Source organism: Bacteroides sp. 3_2_5 (assembly GCF_000159855.2).
Taxonomy (GTDB): Bacteria; Bacteroidota; Bacteroidia; order Bacteroidales; family Bacteroidaceae; genus Bacteroides; species Bacteroides fragilis.
The window spans coordinates 90,167-113,429 of the sequence record NZ_JH636045.1 but is presented as its reverse complement, the minus strand read 5'-3'; the positions used below and the strand labels follow the sequence as shown (position 1 = coordinate 113,429).

The 23,263-nt window shown below is 42.3% G+C and carries 19 protein-coding genes; 15 read left to right on the top strand and 4 right to left on the bottom strand.

All coding sequences use genetic code 11. The features are described 5' to 3' along the window. Positions 1 to 17: 17 nt before the first annotated feature. Both BSHG_RS04360 and BSHG_RS04365 read left to right on the top strand, forming a co-directional pair. Positions 18 to 1,724 (top strand): tetratricopeptide repeat-containing serine protease family protein, encoded by a 1,707-nt coding sequence (locus tag BSHG_RS04360; RefSeq protein WP_005788738.1) that lies wholly within the window; start codon positions 18 to 20, stop codon positions 1,722 to 1,724. Positions 1,725 to 2,021: 297 nt separating this feature from the next. Beyond that, positions 2,022 to 2,396 carry a RidA family protein gene (locus tag BSHG_RS04365; protein WP_005788735.1) on the top strand — a complete coding sequence of 125 codons (375 nt, stop codon included), beginning with the start codon at positions 2,022 to 2,024 and terminating at the stop codon, positions 2,394 to 2,396. On the opposite strand, the gene BSHG_RS04370 is transcribed toward BSHG_RS04365, so the two are convergent. Then, positions 2,364 to 3,740 carry a bifunctional folylpolyglutamate synthase/dihydrofolate synthase gene (locus tag BSHG_RS04370; RefSeq protein ID WP_008660856.1) on the bottom strand — a complete coding sequence of 459 codons (1,377 nt, stop codon included), beginning with the start codon at positions 3,738 to 3,740 and terminating at the stop codon, positions 2,364 to 2,366. The genes BSHG_RS04365 and BSHG_RS04370 overlap by 33 nt on opposite strands. 129 nt (positions 3,741 to 3,869) lie before the next feature. On the opposite strand from BSHG_RS04370, the gene BSHG_RS04375 reads away from it, so the two are divergent. Next, complete coding sequence (locus tag BSHG_RS04375; RefSeq protein WP_005788731.1) at positions 3,870 to 5,195, top strand: PhoH family protein; 1,326 nt, start codon at positions 3,870 to 3,872, stop codon at positions 5,193 to 5,195. A gap of 161 nt (positions 5,196 to 5,356) precedes the next feature. After that, positions 5,357 to 7,261 (top strand): polysaccharide biosynthesis protein, encoded by a 1,905-nt coding sequence (locus BSHG_RS04380; protein ID WP_005788730.1) that lies wholly within the window; start codon positions 5,357 to 5,359, stop codon positions 7,259 to 7,261. 90 nt (positions 7,262 to 7,351) lie between these two features. Here BSHG_RS04380 and BSHG_RS04385 read toward each other — a convergent pair whose 3' ends face one another. The 3 genes from BSHG_RS04385 to BSHG_RS04395 are packed head-to-tail and all read right to left on the bottom strand — an operon-like array spanning position 7,352 to position 8,861. After that, positions 7,352 to 7,885: a fascin domain-containing protein gene (locus tag BSHG_RS04385; protein WP_008660851.1), complete on the bottom strand. Its 534-nt coding sequence runs from the start codon at positions 7,883 to 7,885 to the stop codon at positions 7,352 to 7,354. After that, a complete protein-coding gene (locus tag BSHG_RS04390) occupies positions 7,867 to 8,202 on the bottom strand; it encodes a hypothetical protein (RefSeq protein WP_008660849.1) in 336 nt (111 codons plus the stop codon). Before BSHG_RS04390 ends, BSHG_RS04385 begins: the two co-directional genes overlap by 19 nt. Positions 8,203 to 8,237: 35 nt before the next feature. Continuing rightward, complete coding sequence (locus BSHG_RS04395) at positions 8,238 to 8,861, bottom strand: hypothetical protein (protein WP_005815252.1); 624 nt, start codon at positions 8,859 to 8,861, stop codon at positions 8,238 to 8,240. 347 nt (positions 8,862 to 9,208) lie between these two features. Here BSHG_RS04395 and BSHG_RS04400 point away from each other — a divergent pair, with 347 nt between their 5' ends. The 11 genes from BSHG_RS04400 (at position 9,209) to BSHG_RS04450 (ending at position 23,156) form a co-directional block, all read left to right on the top strand. Continuing rightward, positions 9,209 to 10,378 carry a PP2C family protein-serine/threonine phosphatase gene (locus BSHG_RS04400; RefSeq protein WP_005788722.1) on the top strand — a complete coding sequence of 390 codons (1,170 nt, stop codon included), beginning with the start codon at positions 9,209 to 9,211 and terminating at the stop codon, positions 10,376 to 10,378. Positions 10,379 to 10,396: 18 nt separating this feature from the next. Beyond that, the gene (locus BSHG_RS04405; protein ID WP_005788720.1) at positions 10,397 to 10,702 is read left to right on the top strand and encodes an STAS domain-containing protein; all 306 of its coding nucleotides are present in this window, start codon (positions 10,397 to 10,399) and stop codon (positions 10,700 to 10,702) included. 14 nt (positions 10,703 to 10,716) lie between these two features. After that, entirely contained in the window at positions 10,717 to 11,145 is a 429-nt protein-coding gene (locus BSHG_RS04410) for an ATP-binding protein (protein WP_005788717.1), read from the top strand. Further along, positions 11,142 to 12,743 carry a hypothetical protein gene (locus BSHG_RS04415; protein WP_008660845.1) on the top strand — a complete coding sequence of 534 codons (1,602 nt, stop codon included), beginning with the start codon at positions 11,142 to 11,144 and terminating at the stop codon, positions 12,741 to 12,743. The genes BSHG_RS04410 and BSHG_RS04415 overlap by 4 nt, the downstream gene beginning before the upstream one ends. Continuing rightward, positions 12,740 to 15,577: an ATP-binding protein gene (locus BSHG_RS04420; RefSeq protein ID WP_008660842.1), complete on the top strand. Its 2,838-nt coding sequence runs from the start codon at positions 12,740 to 12,742 to the stop codon at positions 15,575 to 15,577. The genes BSHG_RS04415 and BSHG_RS04420 overlap by 4 nt, the downstream gene beginning before the upstream one ends. Positions 15,578 to 15,599: 22 nt before the next feature. Continuing rightward, positions 15,600 to 16,436, top strand: coding sequence for a sensor histidine kinase (locus tag BSHG_RS04425; protein ID WP_005798589.1), 837 nt, complete (start codon positions 15,600 to 15,602; stop codon positions 16,434 to 16,436). Then, positions 16,433 to 18,799: a TonB-dependent receptor plug domain-containing protein gene (locus BSHG_RS04430; protein WP_008660839.1), complete on the top strand. Its 2,367-nt coding sequence runs from the start codon at positions 16,433 to 16,435 to the stop codon at positions 18,797 to 18,799. Before BSHG_RS04425 ends, BSHG_RS04430 begins: the two co-directional genes overlap by 4 nt. A 12-nt stretch (positions 18,800 to 18,811) precedes the next feature. Next, a complete protein-coding gene (locus BSHG_RS04435) occupies positions 18,812 to 21,241 on the top strand; it encodes an amino acid adenylation domain-containing protein (protein WP_008660837.1) in 2,430 nt (809 codons plus the stop codon). 4 nt (positions 21,242 to 21,245) lie between these two features. Beyond that, positions 21,246 to 22,139 carry a hypothetical protein gene (locus BSHG_RS04440; RefSeq protein WP_008660835.1) on the top strand — a complete coding sequence of 298 codons (894 nt, stop codon included), beginning with the start codon at positions 21,246 to 21,248 and terminating at the stop codon, positions 22,137 to 22,139. A gap of 230 nt (positions 22,140 to 22,369) precedes the next feature. After that, positions 22,370 to 22,714 carry a DUF3876 domain-containing protein gene (locus tag BSHG_RS04445; RefSeq protein WP_005788703.1) on the top strand — a complete coding sequence of 115 codons (345 nt, stop codon included), beginning with the start codon at positions 22,370 to 22,372 and terminating at the stop codon, positions 22,712 to 22,714. A 40-nt stretch (positions 22,715 to 22,754) separates the two neighbouring features. Continuing rightward, positions 22,755 to 23,156, top strand: a complete 402-nt coding sequence (locus tag BSHG_RS04450; protein WP_005788701.1) for a LytR/AlgR family response regulator transcription factor — start codon at positions 22,755 to 22,757, stop codon at positions 23,154 to 23,156. Positions 23,157 to 23,263: the final 107 nt, after the last annotated feature.

Here is a 23,263-nt window from a genome sequence, read left to right as displayed (position 1 = left end):
AAACAACATTCAAATACATGAAAAAGAGCATACTATTCACATTTGTGCTTTGCCTCCTGTCACAATGGAGTGTAGCACAAGCCCCTAAGTGGGTTGAGAAAGCGAAACGATCGGTTTTTTCCATCGTTACGTATGATAAAGACGACAAAATTCAGAATACCGGTAACGGATTCTTTGTAACCGAAGACGGAGTGGCTCTGTCTGACTATTCACTGTTTAAAGGTGCCCAGCGTGCTGTTATCATTAACTCAGAAGGTGAAAAGATGCCTGTTGAGTGTATTCTGGGAGCCAATGATATGTATGATATCATTAAGTTTCGTGTGGGCATTACAGTGAAGAAAGTACCGGCTTTACAAGTGGCTGCTCTTGCTCCGGCTGTGGGTGCTGAAGTTTATTTATTGCCTTATTCCACTCAGAAAGGCGGTAACGTGACCCGTGGTAAAGTGAAAAAGGTAGATAATATCGGTGGTGATAAATATCATTACTATACGCTGGACATGGTATTGAAAGATAAAATGGTCAGTTGTCCGGTCACTACGGCGGACGGTAAAGTGTTTGGAGTGGCACAGAAGTCCTCGGGACAAGATACTGCCTCTATCAGCTATGCGGCCGGTGCGGCTTTCGCCATGTCTCAAAATATCAGTGCACTTGCGCTGAGCGACCCTGCCTTGAATGCTATCGGTATAAAGAAGGGGTTGCCCGAAGATGAAGATCAGGCTCTGGTCTATCTCTTTATTGCTTCAACACAATCCACACCTGAGGCTTATGCCATCGCCCTTGACGATTTTATAAAGACTTTCCCGAACAGTGCCGACGGTTATCTTCGCCGTGCCGGAAACTATGTTTTTGCAGACAAGGATGAAAACCACATGGATAAAGCGGCTGCCGACCTGGAACATGCGCTGAAGGTTGCACAGAAGAAAGACGATACCTATTATAACATAGCCAAGCTGATATACAATTATCAATTGAGTAAACCCGAAACTGTTTATAAAGACTGGACGTATGATAAGGCTTTGGAGAATGTACGGAGTGCGATTGCCATTCAGAGTTTACCCGTCTACCAGCAGTTGGAAGGAGATATTCTTTTTGCCAAGCAGGATTATGCAGGTGCATTTGCCAGCTATGACAAAGTGAATCAGACCGAACTGGCATCTCCTGCCTCTTTCTTCAGTGCTGCCAAAGCGAAGGAGTTGAGTAAAGCTGCTCCTGAAGAAGTAATTGCTTTGTTGGACAGTTGTATAGCCCGTTGCCAGACACCTATAACTTCCGATTTGGCTCCTTACCTATTGGAACGTGCCCAGATGTATATGAATGTAGAGAAGTATCGTTTGGCACTGGCAGATTATGATGCCTATTTCAATGCAGTGAAAGGTAGTGTCAATGACCTGTTCTATTATTACCGTGAGCAGGCTGCCTTCAAGGCTAAGCAGTTCCAGCGTGCGTTGGATGATATAGCAAAGGCGATCGAACTTAATCCGGAAGATCTCACTTATCGTGCAGAACAGGCTGTGGTAAATCTCCGTGTAGGCCGTTACGAAGAGGCTGAGAAAGTATTGAAAGACGCATTAGCTATCGATCCGAAATATGCTGAAGGGTATCGTTTGCTGGGAATCTGCCAGATTCAGTTAAAGCAAGAGAAAGCGGCTTGCGCAAGCTTTGCCAAGGCAAAAGAGCTTGGAGACCCCAATGTAGACGAACTGATTAAAAAACATTGTAAATAAACTATCCCCGAAATCTAAAAAAGAAGAGGCTGTCGCCATTGCGATAGCCTCTTTCTTTTTATGGAGAGCGTCATTGCGACTTCCTCCGTTCTGTAAAGTTTAGGTCTTATTGAGTTAAAGTTATATCTGGTTCTTTTGTGTATTCATATATATAAATGCGTTTGTTTGCCAAATACTGCATAGCTCTTCCATATTTTTCTTATCTTTGTTCACCTAAGAGTATTTTTGATGGATGCTTTTAGCATCTTCAGGATACTAACTTTGCTATAAATATTAATTATTAATGAATTAAATAAGATGAAAAAAGTAATTTGCAGTGAGAAGGCACCGGGAGCTATCGGGCCTTACAGTCAAGCTATTGAAGCTAATGGAATGGTATTTGTCTCTGGTCAGCTTCCTATTGATGCGGCTACGGGTGTGATGCCTGATGGTGTGGAGGCGCAAGCCCGCCAGTCACTCGAGAATATAAAACATATCCTTGAGGCTGCCGGTCTGACAATGGCAGACATTGTAAAAACAACTGTTTTCCTCCAGGATATGTCTCTGTTTGCCGGAATGAACGGAGTATACGCAACTTATTTTGACGGTGCATTTCCCGCTCGTTCGGCTGTTGCCGTGAAAGCCTTGCCTAAAGATGCCTTAGTCGAGATCGAGTGCATCGCGGCACGATAATAAGTCGGCTACAATAAAGCTACTGCCTCCTACGAAGATCAGGTCTTCCGGGAGGCTTTTTTCTTGTGCGGCCTTTACGGCAGACTGAACATCGGGATAAGCCTTTCCTTGCAGTCCGGCAGAAGCTCCGATCTGTTGTAACTGAGCCTCCGGTAATGCTCTTTTGACGCTCGCTTTTGTGAAATAGTACACTGCGTTTTCAGGAAGTATGGACAATACTCCACTTACGTCTTTGTCGTTCACCATGCCGATGACCATGTGCAGGCGATTGTATTTCATTTGTTTCAGTTGCTCCACGATATAAGAAATCCCTGCTACATTGTGTCCCGTATCGCAAATGACAGTGGGAGAGTCACTCAATTTTTGCCAGCGTCCTTGCAAACCGGTCATTTTATCTACTTGCAGGAATCCGTTTCTCACGTCATGATCTTCTATCTTATAACCCAGGCTTTTCAGAACAGGGAGAGCCGACAGTAGCGTATTTGTATTTTTTAGTTGGTACGAGCCTCCCAATACTCCTTCCAACCCGGGATATGCATCATTTTCATAGATCCAGCCGGTAATATACTCTGTATCTTTTTCTGCTGCGGTATTCGGCTGATGATCTGTATACTGTCCCGGTTTTCGATCCGCGCGAGTTTTGAATTTAGTTGCTCCTTTTAGTCGTTGTTCTTCTTCTGCAAAGGTGACAGGTGCCTCCATCTCTTGTGCTTTCCGATAAAATACAGGCTTGGTCTCTTCTGTCGTCTCACCGACAACGACCGGTATGCCCCTTTTGATGATACCCGCTTTCTCGGTTGCAATTTTGGCCAGCGTATTACCTAAAAACTGCATGTGATCGAAACTGATGTTGGTGATGATGCTTAAGTCCGGACGGATGATGTTGGTACAGTCCAGTCGCCCTCCCAATCCGACTTCAATGACAGCCACGTCTATATGTTGATCGGCAAAGTATCGGAATGCCATTGAGGTGGTCAATTCAAAGAATGAAGGATGCAGAGGTTCAAAAAACAGACGATGGTCTTCCACAAAGCGGATGATGTATTCTTGCGGGATGGGCTCGCCATTGATGCGGATACGCTCTCGGAAATCTACTAAATGGGGCGAAGTGTAGAGCCCGACCCTATATCCGGCCGATTGCAGAATGGCAGCCAATGTATGTGAGCAGGAACCTTTTCCGTTGGTCCCTGCAATGTGAATGCTTTGAAATGCTGTGTGGGGATGTCCCAAATATTCATCTAATGCATAGGTGTTTTCCAGTCCCTCTTTGTACGCGCTGCTTCCTACCTGCTGAAACATGGGAACGCTGTTGTATAGGTAGTCTAAAGTCTCCTGATAATTCATGTTTTATAATATTTAACGGGCAACTTCCTTTGTTTGCCTTTTTATTTGTTATCTTAGTTGCAACAATTCATCACAGTGGTGGTCAATTGGCTTTTTGATTGCAAATATCAACATTTAAATCTAAGAATCATGGGAACAAAGAAAAATTTTGTGCTCGACACGAATGTTATTCTTCACGACTACAATTGCCTGAAGAATTTTCAGGAGAATGATATTTATCTTCCGATTGTTGTTTTGGAAGAATTGGATAAGTTCAAGAAGGGAAATGAACAAATCAATTACAATGCACGTGAGTTTGTACGCGAACTCGATTTGATAACCGACGACAGTCTGTTTACCCATGGTGCTCCTTTAGGTGAGGGGTTGGGTAAGTTGTTTATTGTCACTGGCGATTCGGAGGCTCCCAAGGTACATGAATCGTTTCCGGCCCGTAAACCGGATCATCAGATATTGGCGGTAGCCGAATATTTGGCCCGGAAATATCCGAAGATGAAAAATATTCTGGTGACCAAGGATGTCAACCTTAGGATGAAAGCCCGTTCCATCGGTATACTTTGTGAGGACTACATAACCGATAAGGTGGTGAATGTCGATATTTTTGAAAAGTCGAACGAGGTGTTCGAAAATATAGAACCGGATCTGATCGACCGTATTTATTCGTCCAGAGAGGGGTTGGATATCAGTGAATTTGACTTTAAAGACATCATCCGTCCCAACGAATGTTTTATTCTGAAGAGCGATCGCAGCAGTGTGCTTGCCCGCTACAATCCTTTTACACATACGGTCTGCCGGGTGAATAAAACCAAGAATTACGGTATCGAACCTCGCAATGCGGAACAGAGTTTTGCTTTCGAAATTCTGAACGATCCGGATATCAAGCTGGTGGCCTTGACAGGTAAAGCCGGAACAGGTAAAACCTTGCTTGCACTGGCGGCAGCCTTGGGTAAACTCACGGAATACAAGCAAATCCTGTTGGCCCGTCCTATCGTGGCTCTTTCCAATAAAGATTTAGGATTCCTTCCAGGAGATGCAACAGAAAAGGTAGCTCCTTATATGCAACCTCTGTTCGACAACCTGAATGTGATCAAACGCCAATTTGCTTCTAACTCTACCGAAGTGAAGCGGCTGGAAGATATGCAGAAGAGTGAGCAACTGGTTATCGAGGCATTGGCATTCATTCGCGGACGAAGCCTGAGCGAGACCTATTGTATCATCGATGAGGCACAAAATTTGACTCCACACGAGATTAAAACCATTATCACCCGTGCCGGAGAAGGTACCAAGATGGTATTTACCGGAGATATTCAGCAGATCGACCAACCTTATCTGGATAGTCAGTCCAATGGCTTGGTGTACATGATCGATCGCATGAAAGATCAGAACCTCTTTGCGCATGTCAACTTGGTGAAAGGCGAACGTAGTGAATTGAGCGAATTGGCAAGTAACCTGATGTGATATCTATATCTTGAAGGGGGTGGAAGAGAAGGATTCCACCCCCTTTTTGCACTGTTATTCTACTTTTATTGTGTTAAAAACTTTATTTTGTCAAATAAAAACGCACGTGTTAGTGAAAATAGTGTATCTTTGCACCGCCTAAAACAAAAACTGTAAAACAAATGAAACAGAATTTTTTTCATCGGTATCTTTCTGCGAAGGTACTGCCCATTTGGACTATTCTATTGATTGATATATTTATTATCGTCGCATCCTGCTTGCTCGCTTACTCGCTTCGTTACGATTTTCGCAGCATTTTCTTGGATTCGTCGACAATAGATAAGACCATTCTTTGGACGGTAGTGGCTAACTTAATCTTCTTCCGGGTATTCCGTACCTATTCAAATGTGCTTCGCTTTTCTTCGTTTGTAGACATTATGCGCATATTTGTGTCGCTTACGGTCTCCTATGGGGTATTGATGATTCTGAGTCTTCTGCTGGATGCTTACCTGGGCATTCGGATTGGTGCCATCAGTGTACTGTTTATGGCATATGTGATCAATTTTGCTATGATGGCCTGTTCGCGTATTGTGGTCAAAATGTTCTTCGAGGTACTCAATTTTGACGGTAGCCACACGACCAACGTCTTTATTTATGGTGCTAAAGAAGCCGGAGTAAACATCGCCAAATCCCTGCGTGTCAATTTGCGTAATCATTATCGTCTTCGTGGTTTCATTGCCGATGAACCCGAACTGATTGGTAAGGTGATGATGGGGGCGAAAGTTTTCCCGAATGATGAAGCATTGATTGAAAACATGAATGACCGTGATGTGCATACCATCATTGTTTCTCCGGCTAAGATGGAAAAGCTGAAGAAATCAGATATGATTGATACTCTGCTTTCCAATAACGTGAAGTTGCTTACTGCTCCCCCTTTGAGTGAATGGGGTGGGCAGGCACTGAATAAAACTCAGTTGAAGGAAATACAGATTGAGGACCTTTTGCAACGCGAACCGATTGAGGTGGACATCCATAAGATAGCTTCTCACCTGGAAGGTAAACGTGTAATGATTACAGGAGCCGCCGGTTCTATTGGTAGCGAAATCATGCGACAGGTTGCTTCTTTCAATCCATATAAGTTGATCCTGATTGATCAGGCTGAAACTCCGTTGCATGACATTCGTCTGGAATTGCAGGATCGTTGGCGTGACATTGATGCTGAAACGATTGTAGCTGATATTTCGAACGCAACTCGTATGGAGGCCATTTTCCGTGAATACAAACCTCAGTATATATTCCATGCAGCTGCCTATAAGCATGTGCCGATGATGGAAGACAATGTTTCGGAGTCTATTCAGATTAATGTATCGGGTACACGTACGCTTGCCGATCTGGCTGTTAAATTCGGTTCAGAGAAATTCGTAATGATTTCTACGGATAAAGCCGTTAATCCGACAAATGTTATGGGTTGTTCAAAGCGTATTTGTGAAATCTATGTACAGTCCTTAGCCAAGAAATTACAGAAGGAAGGTACACGTTCGGTACAGTTCATCACCACTCGTTTCGGTAATGTATTAGGATCTAACGGTTCGGTTATTCCCCGTTTCCGCGATCAGATTCAGCGTGGAGGACCTGTCACAGTGACCCATCCCGAAATAATCCGTTATTTCATGACCATTCCGGAGGCTTGTCGTCTGGTACTGGAAGCAGGAAGTATGGGTAATGGTGGGGAAATCTACATCTTCGATATGGGTAAACCGGTTAAGATTGTCGATCTGGCAAAACGGATGATCAGTCTTTCGGGACGTACGGATGTGAAAATTGAGTTTACCGGTTTGCGTCATGGTGAGAAACTGTACGAAGAGTTGCTCAATGTGAAGGAGCTGACCAAACCTACTTATCACGAAAAGATTATGATTGCCACTGTGCGTGAGTATGATTATGACGAAGTGAAAGAGAGAATCCAGAAATTAATTGATGTAAGCTATACCTATGATCAGATGAAGATCGTGGCTGCCATGAAAGATATTGTCCCTGAGTTTGTGAGCAAAAACTCTTGTTTTGAGGCGTTGGATAAGAAAGACTGATCGTATAGGAATATCCTGATCTTATTTATATAATCCGAAACTATAGATTCAACTATAGCTTCGGATTTTTTTATGTATTCATGCTTTTCGTTACTTCGTAATCTTATTAAACATGTCCTTTACATTTTGTATTTCAGGCATATTTTGCAGATAAAACTTTTCGTAGGCTCCTGCTCCATATTGGCAGTTAACCGTTCCGAAATCTTCTTCTTTACGGGATGGATTATTTCCGTCCATGCGGAGAAATACATTCGGAAAAGCTGCTGATTCGATTGTATATGAACCATCACTTTGTTCGTGTAACTTGAAACGTTCCCAGGCACTTGCTCCGAACTGACAGTTTACACGACCGCTACCCGATCCTGCGAATGCGTGAATGCCATTTCCGTCCATACGGAGAAATACTCCGGGATACTTTGAAGATTCGATAGTAAATGTACCATTGGTCTGTTTTTGTACTTTAAAGGCTCCGGTGGGAGCCATGCTTCTCTGACAGTTTACTTTACCTGCACCGGCACCACAGGCTGTGCTAATTCCCTTCCCATCCATGCGAAGGAATACATCTTTGAAAGCTACTGATTGAATCAGCATCGGTTTTGAGAAATTTACTTTACTTTTGTCCATACGGCTCTTTTCCCTTCTTTTAAACTTAATTTAAATCCTTCTTTAATATTATCAATGGATATGTCCGGACCAATAGCTGGACATGCAATTGATGCATACATTGTTTTTCCCTTTTGTATTGCATATAGCGCATATTCTCCATTATAATATGTACGTCCTACGATTTTAGTGTATTGACTTTGATTGTCGACACGATATTGGTCTTTGTTAGGTTTAGTTGGAATCTCTGTTAAACCATCTATTAATTCATAAATTGCTTTTTGTTGCTTACTGTTAAAGTTATCAAACTTACCGCCTGCTTTTTCTAATTCCCACATGATATATTAATTGTTATATGATTTATATAAGATAGTTAGATTTTATCGAAATCAGAATGATTTTTAATTACCATTTTAATTCCTTTTGATTTTAAATTCAGACAATAAGTCTTAAATTCAGTTCCGGTAAAAGGGTGATTAATATCTACTTCGAATTTGCTACATTCGTAGTAAGTTAAAGTGTTATTCTTTCGAGTATAGATAGCTGGAACGATTCCATCCGACCATACTTTTAATCCTTCCTTATTGCCATTTATCCACCGTTCATAGGTGTCTTTACCTGTTTTAGTTTCGATGCTGTTTACTTGGCAGATACCTACATGACATAATATGATTCCATCATCTGTTAACATCTCTTTGAAATGTGGAATATGGCAGGCGCTATGGCAAGCATCAAGAACTAATCTACAAACTTTTCCTTTGAAGAAATAGCTCAGATCTTTTATGTCTGGTTTGGTTAGTTTGCAAATTTCCTTTTCATTTCCGTGTGTTCCGTAAATAATTAACTCTATACAGCTATTGCTATTAATAGATTTTGTGTTCAAATCCAGAGTTTTTTTCAGTACACTATAATCTTTGTATCGGATTTCTAAAGAGTTTGTTGTACATGTCGTTTGTGCAACTTGACAACTATCATCTTGTTTTAAAATAATAAGCATAATAGTGATTTGTAAAAAGTTCCTACTCTTTCTTCGGCTTTTCGGAATCCGCCGTTTCTATTTATTCTTTGTAAGCTTACGGTGACAAAAGTGAGAAGAAAAGTTCCATCTTAAAAATATAAATTCTGAATACGGAATAGTTTCTTTCAGGAGTGTAAATCAATCTTTCAAGTGCTGTCTTCTAAGCCACGAAAGCAATATACCTGTATGCTTATAAGACAATATCGTCCATTCGGAAAAACATTCTTCCTGTTTAAAATATAAAATTGTAACCGGGTCGATCACTCTCTATTTTTGCCATCATAAACGTCAGAACAAACGGTTGAAATTCATAAATAACAATAGATATGGCAGTAAAAATATTGAGTGTAGATGATGAACTCGATTTAGAAGTATTACTTACCCAGTACTTCAGGCGACAAATACGAAAAGGTGAATATGAGTTCGCTTTTGCCCATAACGGGTTGGAAGCTTTACAGAAACTTCTGGAAACTCCCGATTTCGATATCATCCTGAGTGATATTAATATGCCGGAGATGGATGGGTTGACCCTATTGGCTAAGGTCAATGAACTGAAAAATCCGGCAATGAAGTGTATAATGGTCTCTGCTTATGGAGACATGGATAACATACGTTCTGCTATGAACAAGGGAGCGTTTGATTTTGCAACCAAACCGATCGATTTGGATGATCTGTCGCGGACTATTGAAAAGGCGATCGAACAGGTTCGCTATATCCGTGAGTCACAGCAGGAGCACAACCAACTGGAATCTATCAAAAATGACCTGGCCATTGCGGGAGAAATCCAGCAAACGATTCTTCCCCGTTCCTTTCCTCCTTTTCCGGAACTGACGGAAGTGGTTGATATTTATGCTTCCATGACTCCGGCAAAAGATGTAGGTGGCGATTTTTATGATTTCTTCCAGATTGACGATGAACGTATCGGGCTGGTGATTGCTGACGTATCTGGGAAAGGGGTGCCGGCATCCTTGTTCATGGCGGTTAGTCGGACCCTGCTCCGTGCAACTGCTCTTCGGGGTGTTTCGTCGGCAGAATGCCTTACTTATGCCAATAAGTTACTGTGTAAAGAGAGCCTGGACTCTATGTTTGTTACGGTCTTTTATGGGATTTATCATTATAAAACCGGCATGATGGACTATACCAATGCCGGGCATAATCCCCCTTATCTCCTTCGCGGCGGACGGACTGTTGAATGCTTGCCTGTCGCTTCTAATTTTGTGGTAGGCGTGTTCGATGATATTGAATTTGAGAGTAATACATTGACGTTCGGCATCGGTGACACTTTACTTCTGTATACGGATGGTGTCACAGAGGCTTTTAACGACAAGCGGGAACAATTCTCGGAAAGTAACTTACAGGATATATTGGCGTCTATGCACGAAAGTAGTTCCGCAAAAGAGGTTGTTACGAGTGTATTGCAGTCTGTTAAGACTTTCTCCGGAGACTATCCTCAGTCCGATGACATAACCCTGCTTTCTCTTCAACGAATCAAATAATATTAAAATAAAAGAACGATGGAAAAGTATGAAATTCATTTTGTAGGTTCCGTCTTGGATTCAAATACAAGCGGTGACGAACAAGCAAAAATTGTAGCTCTTATCGAGCAAGGACATTCTGTTGCATTAGATCTCAGCGGCTGTTCTTATGTATCCAGTGCCGGATTGAGAGTCATGCTTTATGCCTTTAAGCTGGCGAAAGCTAAAAGTAGAGATGTTTGCCTTGTCGGTGTGTCACAAGAGGTTAAAGACGTGATGCACATGACCGGATTCGATAAATTCTTTCGTTTTTATCAGACTCTCGATGAATTATCACAACCCTAAAAATTACCTGAGCAATGACGTTACTTCAGTTTCGCCCTGTCGATGGGAGGTTAGATGAAATTCTTAGTATGCTGATGCATAGTCGTGAAGTTGCTTCACATCCTTCCCTGTCTTATGCCATCCGTTTGGTCAGTGAGGAGATCATTGTCAATATTCTCAATTACGCTTATCCGCAGCAGGCAGAAGGTTATCTGACTCTGTGCTTATGGGATGAAGACGGAGAGATTACTTTGGAGTTTATAGATGGTGGTATTCCATTCAATCCTTTGGATAAAGCCGATCCTGATATTTCATTACCGTTAGAACAACGTGAAATAGGAGGATTGGGCATTTTCCTGGTACGTGAAATGATGGATGACGTAGCGTATACGTACGTGAATAAGGAGAATCGGTTGACCATTAAAAAGAAATATCTGCAACCCACTGATGAACCTGTATCATGATCAAGTTAAACGAAAATATCATCCGTTGGATCATTGCCGTTCCTTGTATACTTTTGACAGTATGTCTGGTCCTATACCGGGCATATCGTCATTCGGCATCGGACAGGGAGCGTCTTGCTCTGTCTCTGGAGGAATTCCGGGATAAAGAAAAGAAATCGGTTCTTATACAACGGGTCAGTCAACAAATGGAGGAGATTGCTTATCAACAAAAGGATATTTCCGAAAAGAGAAGACAGGAAGCCGTTGCGCAAACTCAAAAGGCCAACCGAATGCAACAGCAGGCAGAGTTGGCACGGGAAAGAGCGCTTGCTGCACAATTGGAGGCTGAGAAAGCGTATCGGATGGCAGATGAACAAAAGAATCTGGCGATGGAACGGCAACTACAGGCCGAACAGTCGAAGAGGGTTGCCGATACATTGGCTTTTCTGGCTTTGGGACGTTCATTGGGGACACTTTCTGTTACTCAATATCGGTCGGGCAACATGGAATTAGCTTCTCTGTTGGCATATACCGCCTGGTGGTTTACCAAGCGATATGATGGCGATGTATATCATCCGGCTGTTTTCAATGCATTGTCTTTGTCTTGTAGGCAAGATCAGCTTTGGTTCGGGCATAAAGGAGCTGTTACCGGGATCAAACTGTTATCCGGAGGCGAGGAAAAAGCAAGAGCCGGTCGGAATCCTCTGCCGGGATTGGTCACTGTCGGCAAGTACGGTGAGATGATACGTTGGAAATCGGAAAATGGGCAGACCTATACCTCCGAATTACTGTTGAATGATCCCTGTTATGATTTTCGGGATGTGCTGTTGCGGTCCGATTCACAGATGTATGCCTTGTCATACTGCGGGCAGCTTATCTCCACGGATTCCGCCGGTATCGTTACCCGCTTTTTGCCTAAAGGAGAATATCGGCAATTGATTTCGATTGCCTCTAACTTGGTATTGGCAGTTTCCACAACCGGTATTTATTCTTTTGACTGTATCAACCATGAGATACAACCTTATTTTCAGCCGGAACATTCGATAACTTGTGTCGGTCAAATGGAAGGCTATCTCTATGTTTTTTTTAAGAATGGGACAGTAGCTTTACTTTCGTCGGATGGTACATTTCTCAGATTTATAGACAGCTTGCCCGAGAATAGTGTGGTTACTGCATTCTGTCCTCTTACCAATGAAAGATATGCCATTGGCTGTCGTGAAGGAGTCATCCTGATTTGTGATAAGAATGGAAATATCCGGCAGAAGTTGATAGGGCATCAGGCTGCGGTTACTGCTATTTCCCGGAAAGGGAACAAACTGTTTTCGAGTAGTTACGATTGTACGCTGCGTCTGTGGGATCTTCGTAAAGGAAAGACCGAGTCGGCCGTTATTGTGACAAGCCCCGGTTGGATCCATACTTTTTGCTTTCATCCGGACGGTACATCTGTCTTTATAGGAGACGAACAGGGGCGGTTGTATCGGGTGCCTGTTTCACCCGATCACATGGCTACTGTTGTCCGTCAGGGGTTACAGCGTGATTTTACTCGAGAAGAATGGGAGTATTATATCGGTAAGCAAATTCCATTTGAATCCTATTACCTAAAAACGTATCAGCCATGAAAAAGATAGTCTTTTTGATAATGTGTCTTTGCTCGGTATATGCAAATTCACAAGAAGGTATCCCGTTTTTTGTAAACTATCCGGCTTCGGTTTATCAGGCGCACAATCGTAATTTCGATGTCGTTTGCGACAGTTGTGGAAATGTCTATTTTGCTAATTTCGAAGGTATCCTTCATTATGACTATAACCGTTGGGAAACTATTTATACACCGGGTTTTTCCCGTGTCACCCGTTTGTTTCGTGATTCGGAAGGTAGGATATGGGTGGGAGGATATAACGTGTTCGGACGGATAGAGCGTGATGGACGCGGATGTATTACGTTGAGAACCCTTCTTTCCGATCTGGACACAAACTCTTTGGGCGAATTGGAAGATATGGCAGAAATAGATAAACGCATTTATCTGAAAGCTACATCAGGAAGATATTATACGGTTCAGTCAGATTCCATTTTGGCACCGGTTCAGGTACTTCCGGCCCAATTGCAGGAAAAGTGGAGAAATCAATCCTCAGTCTCAATGAATCGGGCGTTTTCTCTACCCGGAGGAGAAACAATCTCGATAAACTCTGCCCATGGATTAATAATGGATGACAGTGGGAAAAAAGAACGGTTTTCCGTAACTGAGAGAAATGGCTTATGCAGTAACGCTGTTTCGGGTATTGCGGCCGATGGGCGTGGCAACCTCTGGGGAGCTACGGATAACGGTGTGTTTCATGTTTTTATTCCCTCTTTGTTCAGCCGTTATACCTCTGGTGAAGGTCTGAAGGGAGAGGTAATATCGGCTGTCTCTTACAAAGGAATGATATATACCGGGACCTTACAGGGATTATACGTATTGAAGCAAAACACTTTTGTTCCTGTTCAGGGAATTTCGCAAGCATGTTGGCAACTGTGTCTTTCTCCACAAGGAGAATTATATGCAGCGTCCGGCGATGGTGTGTATGTGATCCGGGATTATAATCATTCGGAAAAACTCACAGATATGGCAGCTTATTCATTGACATTCATTGGGCATACGAACCTTCTGATGGGCACTATGGATGGGATTTATCAATATTCGGCAGATGAGGAACGGATAAAGAAAATTTCCGATGTCGAAAAAGTCGTTCGTCTGGAAGTGAAGAAAGATCGTTCTGTATGGGCTAAAACGTTGTACGGAGAAATCTATTTGCGGGAAGAGGGCAAAAGCTCTTTTGTACTTCAAGACAGAGAGAGTGAAGAAATAATGACCGAGTATACGGACAACGATGGCTGTCATTGGCAGACAAATCTGAAAGGAAAAGAGGTACAGGTACATCATTCGCAAATTGATACGGAGAAATTCAACCAATGCCTGTATGCCATTCGGAATTATGTCGTGAGGGTGATTTATATTGAAGAAGACAGGGCGGCATGGTTTGGCGGTGATTTTGGTTTAATTCGGATGGACCTTGAAAAGGCCCGGACATTTACTCCGGTTGTTCCCCGCATCTATCTTCGTGAAGTTTGTCTGAACCGTGATTCTGTCTATTGGGGAGGAGATTTGCCGGAAGAGTCCGGGGGAGCGGACTGGCAGATAAATAGTACAGTACCTCGTTTGGGGAATGATGTACGTTCCATTCGTTTTTCATTTGCTACCGATGCGCCCTGTTTCACCGGTTCCAATGAGTATAGATATCGCCTGGTCGGTTATGATCCGGAATGGAGTTCGTGGGATTCCGGGACTGTGAAAGAGTATGCCAACCTTTCGTCGGGTACGTATACGTTTTGTGTCCGGGCCCGTGATATTTACGGTACAGAGAGTGAAATGAAACAATTCCGCTTTTCGTTATTGCCTCCTTTTTATTTGCAATGGTATTGTCTGATCCTATATACCGTTGCTTTTGGGATGCTGTTGTTCGTATTGTTTAAATGGAGAATGCGCAGTTTGCTGAAAGAGAAGGAGAGGTTAGAGGCCCTTGTCGGCCAACGTACCAAACAGTTGGTACAACAAAAAAATGAAATTGAGGAAAAGTCCTTAAAATTGGAAAAAGCATTGAAGGAGCTGGGCCAGGCACAAGATGAATTGGTTCGACAAGAAAAAATGGCTACTGTAGGCAAACTGACTCAAGGGTTGATTGACCGTATTCTGAATCCGTTGAATTACATTAATAATTTTTCCCACCTGACCTCAGGATTACTGAAGGATCTATATCAGAATCTGGAGAGTGTAAAAGAACTTTTGGATGAAGATACCTACTTGGATTCGGTAGATGTCATCAACATGATGAGAGATAATCTGGAAAAGATTGAGGAACATGGAAGTAACACCACTCGTGTACTGAAGGCCATGGAAGAAATCCTGAGAGACCGTAACAGGCAACTGGAAAAAACAGAATTAATCGGTTTATGCCGGAAAGACATGGAGCTATTGAGCAGTTATTATCAGAAGGAGATTACGGCTATGCACATTGCGGTTCGTACTTCCTTGCCCGATAATCCGTTGTTTATTGACGGGAATGCCGAACAACTGGGAAAAACCATTATGAGTCTTCTTAACAATGGTATGTATGCCATAGCCAAAAAATACGGTAAGAAAGCCTATCCGGCAGAGATTGGCCTGGCATTGGAAAGTAAGGACGGACAGGCAGTCATTCGCCTATATGACAATGGAGTGGGGATCGAGCAGAGTATTCTGGATAAAATCTTCGATCCGTTCTTTACTACCAAAACAACCGGAGAGGCAGCAGGTATCGGTTTGTATCTGAGTAAGGAAATCATATTAAATCACCATGGGCAGATAGCAGTACGTTCTGAAAAAGATGAATTGACAGAATTCACTATCACTCTGCCATTGTGGGAGGAAAAGTCAGTATAAATAAACATAGAACAGATTGATTATGGAAAAAAACATTTCACAAGAGAAACGAATTGAAGAGTTGGAAGCACGGCTCAAAGAGCAGGAAAAGCTGGGATCATTGGGCTTGTTGAGTGCAGGCATTGCACACGAGATACAGAATCCTTTGAATTTTGTCATCAATTTCAGTAAACTGTCCGGTCAATTGTTGGCCGACCTGGCCGATAGGGTGGATGAAGCAAAAGCTCGTATTCCGGAAGCGGAACTGGAAGATATCAAAGATATACTTTCCGGGCTGAGAGAGAATGTGGACAAAATCAAAGAGCATGGTGATCGGGCTATCAGCATTATTCGTGGTATTTTGCTTTACTCCAGGGGGAAAGAAGACGAATTCATGCCTACACAAATACAAAAATTGACTAAGGAATATGTGTGGCTGGCTTATCATGCCATGCGGGCCAATTATAAGAATTTCAATATTGCTATCCGTGAAGATTATGCTAAAGATATCCCCTCGATCCGGCTGATCCCGCAGGATTTCAGTCGGGCAGTCTTGAATGTGATGAATAATGCCTGCTATGCAGTATGGAAAAAATGGCAGAATGCTCCCGAAGGATATTCCCCCGAGATAATGGTGACCTTAGAAAAGTTGGATAAAAGAGTTGTACTTTCTATTCGTGATAACGGAGAGGGCATGAGTCCGGAGGTCAAACGAAAACTATTTGACTCTTTTTTCACAACAAAACCGGTGGGGCAGGGGACAGGCCTTGGTATGGCAATCGTTCGTGATATTATAGAAAACAAACACCATGGAAAAGTATTGTTTGATTCGGTCCTGCATGAATATACTTGTTTCCGGTTTATCATTCCTATCGCATGAAACGCTGTCTGCTATATATCCTTTGCTGTTTTGGGGTTGTGCAACTGTCAGCTCAGCCGGCGGATAACATCCGTAATTCGTTTGTAAAGGCGGAAACATTTTATGAGAGCGGAGATATCGATGAAGCTTGTCGTATCTTGGAGGAGAATCTGTCGTCTTTTCAAGGTACGATGCATACCGAGGCGTGCCGTTTGGCTGCATTATGCTGTTTAGCTTTAGACCGCTTCCCGGAAGCGGAAAAGTATGTTTCGCTGTTATTGAAAGACGAACCTTATTATTATATCTCGCTTCAAGATCCGGAACGCTTTGCGGATATGGTAAGGAAACACAGGGAGACTAAAGTAACTCTGGTCACAGCCTCACAACAGGTAGAGACCCCGGAAGAAGCTCCGGTGCCTGTTACTTTAATTACGGAGGAGATGATACGGGTTATCCATGCCCGGTGCCTGCGGGATGTACTGATAGCTTATGTGCCCGGTATATCCGGTTTGTCTTCCAATGAAGAGATGAATCTGGCTATGCGCGGGGTATATTCTCCCGAACAGGAGAACATATTGATTATGCAGGATGGACAACGTCTGAACAGTTATATTACTAATGCTGTTTCGCCGGATTATGGTATTAGTCTGGCAAAAGTCAAACAAATAGAGGTGCTGCGCGGACCGGCTTCTTCGCTTTATGGCAGTGTGGCTTTGACAGCCGTGATTAATATAGTTACTAAAGACGGGGTGGATGTTCGTAATGGTTCCGTATCTGTCAGTGCCGGTAATCGGGGCCAGTTGGCTGCTGACCTGCTATTGGGAAAGCACGACATGAACATGGACTTTATGGCATGGTTCTCCTTGTACCGTGCAACGGGAGAATCGGTTTTTGTCCCGGCCGAAAAACAATATGCTCTTTACCCTAGGGACGGATTCATCCGTCTGGACAATTATTCGGGATTTCCTGCCATGGATGGAGGAATTAAATTGCAACGTGGAAATTTGCTTTTTAGTTTCAGTATGAATTACGCGAAGAAAAGGCAACCTTATAGCATGTGGCTCTTTTCTTCTCCATATTCTTATGAGCGGTTTCGTACTTTTGACGGTTCCGGCCCGGGATATTCCAGATGGTCGGCAAGAGAACAGGCTGTTTATAGCCGCACGTGGCAGCGGATCACTTTCAATACCGCATTTTATACCGATTGGAATAAAAACGTACATTATGAAACCTCGGGAGATACTTTACAAGACTATCCTATTTTTCCTAACTATGATTATCAGCCTATTATTTATCCGACTCGCGGAACATTTCAATACATCCGTTGGATGGATTTTAACGTAGGCTTTAATGGGCGTGTAAACTATGCCTATGATTGGGGGAAGCTGGGGAAAGGCAATATGCTTGGCGGTGTGGAATGGAATCGGTATACGCTTTATGATTCCGAGTATTTGGAAGGTATGAATTTTAAAGAGATCGTCAGGACGTGGATCGAAAAACGACTTTACACGGGACACGAGATGAACACGGATGCCTTTCTTCAGATTAAACACAACCTGCATCAAAATTGGATTGTCAATGCCGGCATCAGGTATGACTATAAACGGCGAAGTAATAAGCGGACATTACAGGCTTTTTCTCCCCGTCTGTCACTGATTTATCTCAGGAACGGATTAAATATCAAAGCCAGTTATTCCAGAGCATTTGTCGATGCGCCCTATTATTACAGAAACAATGAAATGGATACCTATTCGGGTGGCGAAAATCTGCAAGCTGAATATCTAAGTTCATATCAGGTGACTTGTGCTTATCATCATTCACCTTCACATATAGATGTAGAGTGTAATTTATTTTATAATCGGGCGTCCCATTTCCTGTTCACACAGCCGGAAACACGTGTTTATGAAAATGCCGGTTCTCTGAATATGGGAGGTGTCGAGGTCGTTGCCCGTTATAAGGCAGACCGACTGAGCCTGGATGGAAACCTGTGTTTTCAGAAAGTATTGAATTATACCAATTTTTTTGTTACCGATGGATCTGTGAATAACGTACCCGGCTTTTCTATGAATCTTGTAGCAAACTACTTTTTACTTAAAAAGAAAGTACAGAGCTGGTCTGCCCATTTAAAATTGAATTGCAGTAGCCACTGCTACACTCAGGTAAGTGTATTGGAAGATGGACTCAATGGAGATGCGACGAATTACACAATCCGTTTGCCCGGTTATGCTGTCTTTTCTTTCACTACCAGATATAAGTATAAAAGGGTAGAAGGCAGTCTGGGCATTGAGAATCTTTTCAATAACCGATATGAATGCGGAGGAGCGACTGTTCCTATCCGCCAGAAAGGAAGGTGGATTTCCGCCAGTATATTGTATAATTTCTAAATCAAACTAATAATGAAAACAAACATTCAAGAAAATCTTTCTCGATCACTCTCTACCTGGGGTGACAAACCGGCGGTCGTTGCAAAAGACGGTACCGTCTCTTATCAAATGCTGGAACGTTACTCTGCCAATATAGCACAATCTATCCGTCAACGTTTATCGGTAACTGATCCGTCCGGACTTCGGAATATCTGTATCGGAGTTTGTATGGAACGAAACAAAATTTTAGTACCTGCCATTCTGGCTATTTTCCGGTTAGGGGCAACTTATTTACCGATAGATCCCTCGCTGCCGGATAATCGTAAACGGTATATGGCTGAAAATGCGGATATGGTTTTGTTGTTGACCGATTCATCGAATGAAGTAGGTGGAATCCCGTCCGTCCGCCAACTTTACCTGAATGGGGAGCAACTATCCGAACCGGTTGTTGGTGACTATACTGAAGTTCTTCCCAATGATTGCGCCTATATTATATATACTTCCGGAACAACAGGCAATCCCAAAGGTGTACGTATTAGTTATCGGAATCTGGATACATTTACGAGGAATCTGGTAGATAAGAAATTGTATCATTTGTCTGATCCGGCAAACAGGTATCTGGCGTTTGCGAGTATCAGTTTTGATGCTTCCATATTAGAACTGATGATGTGTATTCCGGTCGGAGGAACATTGATCCTGGCCGGTGAGGACGAACGCAGAGATATTTCTTTACTAGACGAACTGATCAGGCGCGAGAAGGTGAATATTGCTTTTTTCCCTCCTTCGTTGCTGGGCATGTTTGCCGATCTTGACTTTCCATCCTTTAAGACTCTGCTCTTTGGTGCGGAGGCTATTGGTGAAAAGTTATTTAACAGGCTGAAACAGCAGCCTTACCGGTTGATGAATGTATATGGACCGACAGAGAATACCGTACTCAGTACCATACGGATTGTAGGCAAAGATACATCGTATGACGATATTGGCTATCCGCTCAAGGGAACTGTCTGTTATGTTTTGTCTGAAAACCTCCAACAGATAACTCTTGGGGCTACAGGAGAACTTTGCTTGGGAGGACCTCAGGTTTCGCTGGGATATATTGGGAGTGTTCAGCTGAATGAAAAATCATTCATCTCGTACGATGGAGAACGGTTGTACAGGACAGGTGACTTGGTACAGCAGCAACCGGACGGTTCAATACGGTTTATCGGGCGAAAAGATACTCAGGTCAAGATACGTGGTTTTCGTATCGAATTGACTGAAATAGCAGAACGATTGAATAGAGATCCGGACGTGGAGAGAGCCCACGTAGTAGTTGTTGAGCGGAATGGGCGTCAATTATTGGGAGCTTATTTGCAACCCTCAGTCTCCGGTAACTTTCATCCGGAAGAGGTCAAAGAGCGTTTGCGTGCAGAACTTCCTTACTACATGATACCCAATTTATGGCAGGTGGTAGATCATTTTCAGCGTACTATAAATGATAAGATTGATGTCCGGGCGCTCCCGGCTTTTACTTCATTGGAGTTGAAGTATGTTCCTCCTGTTCATCCGGGCGAGGTTATCTTATGTGGAATTTTGAAGGAAATGTTAGGTTTGCCTCAAGTCAGTGTTGAGGCCGATTTGATTGATGATCTGGGATTAACTTCGCTGGATATGTTGAGGCTTGTTACCGAGGCCAATAAAAAAGGATGTCCCATCAACGTATCTGCAGTTTATACTGCCCGTAATCTGCGCCGATTATTGCTCGTTCCGCGGCAAGAACCTATCTATTGGTACAGGCAGCAAAACCTGAAGAAACCCGTAATCATTCTGGTTTGTGGATCTGCCTATTTTAATCATTTGTACTTTAATTTGGCCGACCGCCTTTATCCCAAATATGACTTTCTAGTTGTAGATGCTATCTACGATCATTTTAATAAAGTTGCTACGGATATTCCGGAACTGTTGGAATATTATGTCCGGACGGTTCAGCCAATGATCCGGGAGCGTACCGTCTATGCGCTTACCGGCTTCTGTATGGGAGCTGAACTGGCTGTCGGCCTGGCCGAAATGTTACATCGCTCCATGGGGATAATGCCAAAAGTTTTTGCTCTGGATGGACAGGCTTGGCAAAATCCGGCTCTCTGTCAAAATTATCCTTTGTTGGTATTTCCCGGAGATACAGATGAAATGGTACGTGAACGGAACGAAATCATAAATATTTATTTTCGAACCACTCCTAATCTGATTTATCAGGGAGAGGTTATTGTTTTGCTGTCCGGATTGTTCCATCAACAGGCGGGATTGTCTCCTGAAGAGTCGTGGACGGAGGAAAACTATCGTATATTCCGGACAGAATATGACAATTGCGAAAGATTATGGAATAAATATTATCCGAACGCTCCTGTTTTGCGATTGCCGGCAGATCATTGGCACTTTTTAGAAGGGGAATCATTGGAACAATTAATAACTGTGTTTTTGAAGTAGATTTATGCAGACTGAAAACTTCACTTTAGGTAAGAAAGAGCTTCTTATTTTACTTGGCTTGACTCTTGTACTGCCTTTTCCAATCAATTGGGCATTAATCGAACTGAATCCGTTGACTCTGATGGCGGGTGCAGACGATGTGCCCACCTGGATAGGTTTCGGCGGCAGTTATATTGGAGGAATCATCGGAGGGGTCATCTCAATTATGATTCTGAACAAGACACTTCAGCAGACAGGTGTACTTCATTACGATTTGAAACTCCTGCAGTTAGATACCATAATTTATACTCAGCAACAAGATTGGTTTACCGGTTTCAAACAAGAACTGGCAGAGAATCTCAAATCTATTGATTTGTATGTGTTGAATATGGTTGTTTCGTCTATATCCATGAAAAACTATGCATATGCCAAAGAGGTGTTGACAGAAATCAATAAAGGGCTTGAATATCAGATGGTTGCCGCATCCTTTTCTTTCACTTCTACGCATTTATCATCCGAAGAAAAAAAGTATATGAATCTGGTACGCCGCGTACAGACTGAATATAGCTCTTTTATCAAGGATATTCTTTACTATATTCCTTTGGCAGAAACGATATCTTCCAGGAAAAAACTAAACTATGATCAGCTGATGGACTATACTTTGTCCCAATATGATTATTTGCAAGGTCAGGAAGGGGAGTCTACAGCTTCGGGAGCCATCATACCGCGTGTTATGGAAATCGATCCATCTGATGATATACGGAAAGAACTAGAACGGATAATGGAAGAAAGATTAACCGGGCGTACCTATTTGTATCACCTGAAGTCAGATCTTGCAGAGGCTACGCATCAATTAATTATTTATGAAGAGAACCGTATAAACTCTATTCTGCATAAACCTGAGAGAGAAATGAATTGACATATATTAATATAATATGGTATTTTTTTATTTCAGTATTAAAAATGAATTTATATTTGTTTTTATTTGGATGAAAAGTTACTTTAAACTTGATTTATCTTTTATATAGGAATAGTTTTAGAAAAAATAATCCGGTATTCGGAAAAAAAAGAGATCTAGTCAGAATGTAAAATTTCCATAGATTAATAAAATCCTATTTTTGCACTAAATGAAATTTAAAAGTTTTATATATGGGTAAAAATAGGAATCATTACAGCTTTTTTTTGTATTTTGTCTTTATCATATTTGTGCTTTTGGGTTGTCGACCTGTCCGGGTACAGATGCCGGACGGAATGTATGGAAGATGGAAATCTTCTGCAGGCCGTCCGGATATTACATTAGGGACAGACAGCATAGGGAGCTTCGCTATAGTTCACCACCGTATTTATGACGGAAAAATTTGTCCTGTCCGTTATCCGCTTCATCTTAATTCACCTACTAAAGGGTATATCCGTGCAGAAGGTTGCATCCTGTTTTATTATGACAGTTTGAAATGTGTTTTATACTTCTCTCCCGGAGGTGATTATACACAATAATTACATGCAAACACTTCAGTTAACTAACAATAAATAATTTATGAAAGAGAATTCAATCAAACCGTATTGTTATTGTGGTGAGTCAGAAAGCTCATTGGTCGATAATGCTATTTTTGTTTATTTTGGTGATGAATACAGAAGAGTACTTCTGGATGAAATCTTATGGCTGGAAGCATCCGGCAGTTATTGTGTACTCTGTATGGAGAACGGTGCAGAGATAACAGTCAGCTATCCTTTGGATCGGATCTTCAATAATGACCTTCCTCGCGGCAAGTTTCAGAGAATTCATCGTTCTTACGCTATCAATGTGTTCAAGGTGACCGGATTTGCAGGTAACTATGTACATATAGGAAAGAAGATGTTGCCGGTCAGTGAATCTCACAAAAAGAATTTTTTAGCTTGTTTCCATAAAATTTACTCAAAGCGTGCATTGGGAAAATAATGGAGGTAACTAAAAAGAAAACCAGTTTCGTTTAAAATTAAAAATTTACTACGCAAGGGATGTGCACTACCTTTGCATCGTAAGCTTACAAAACAGAAAAACAATTA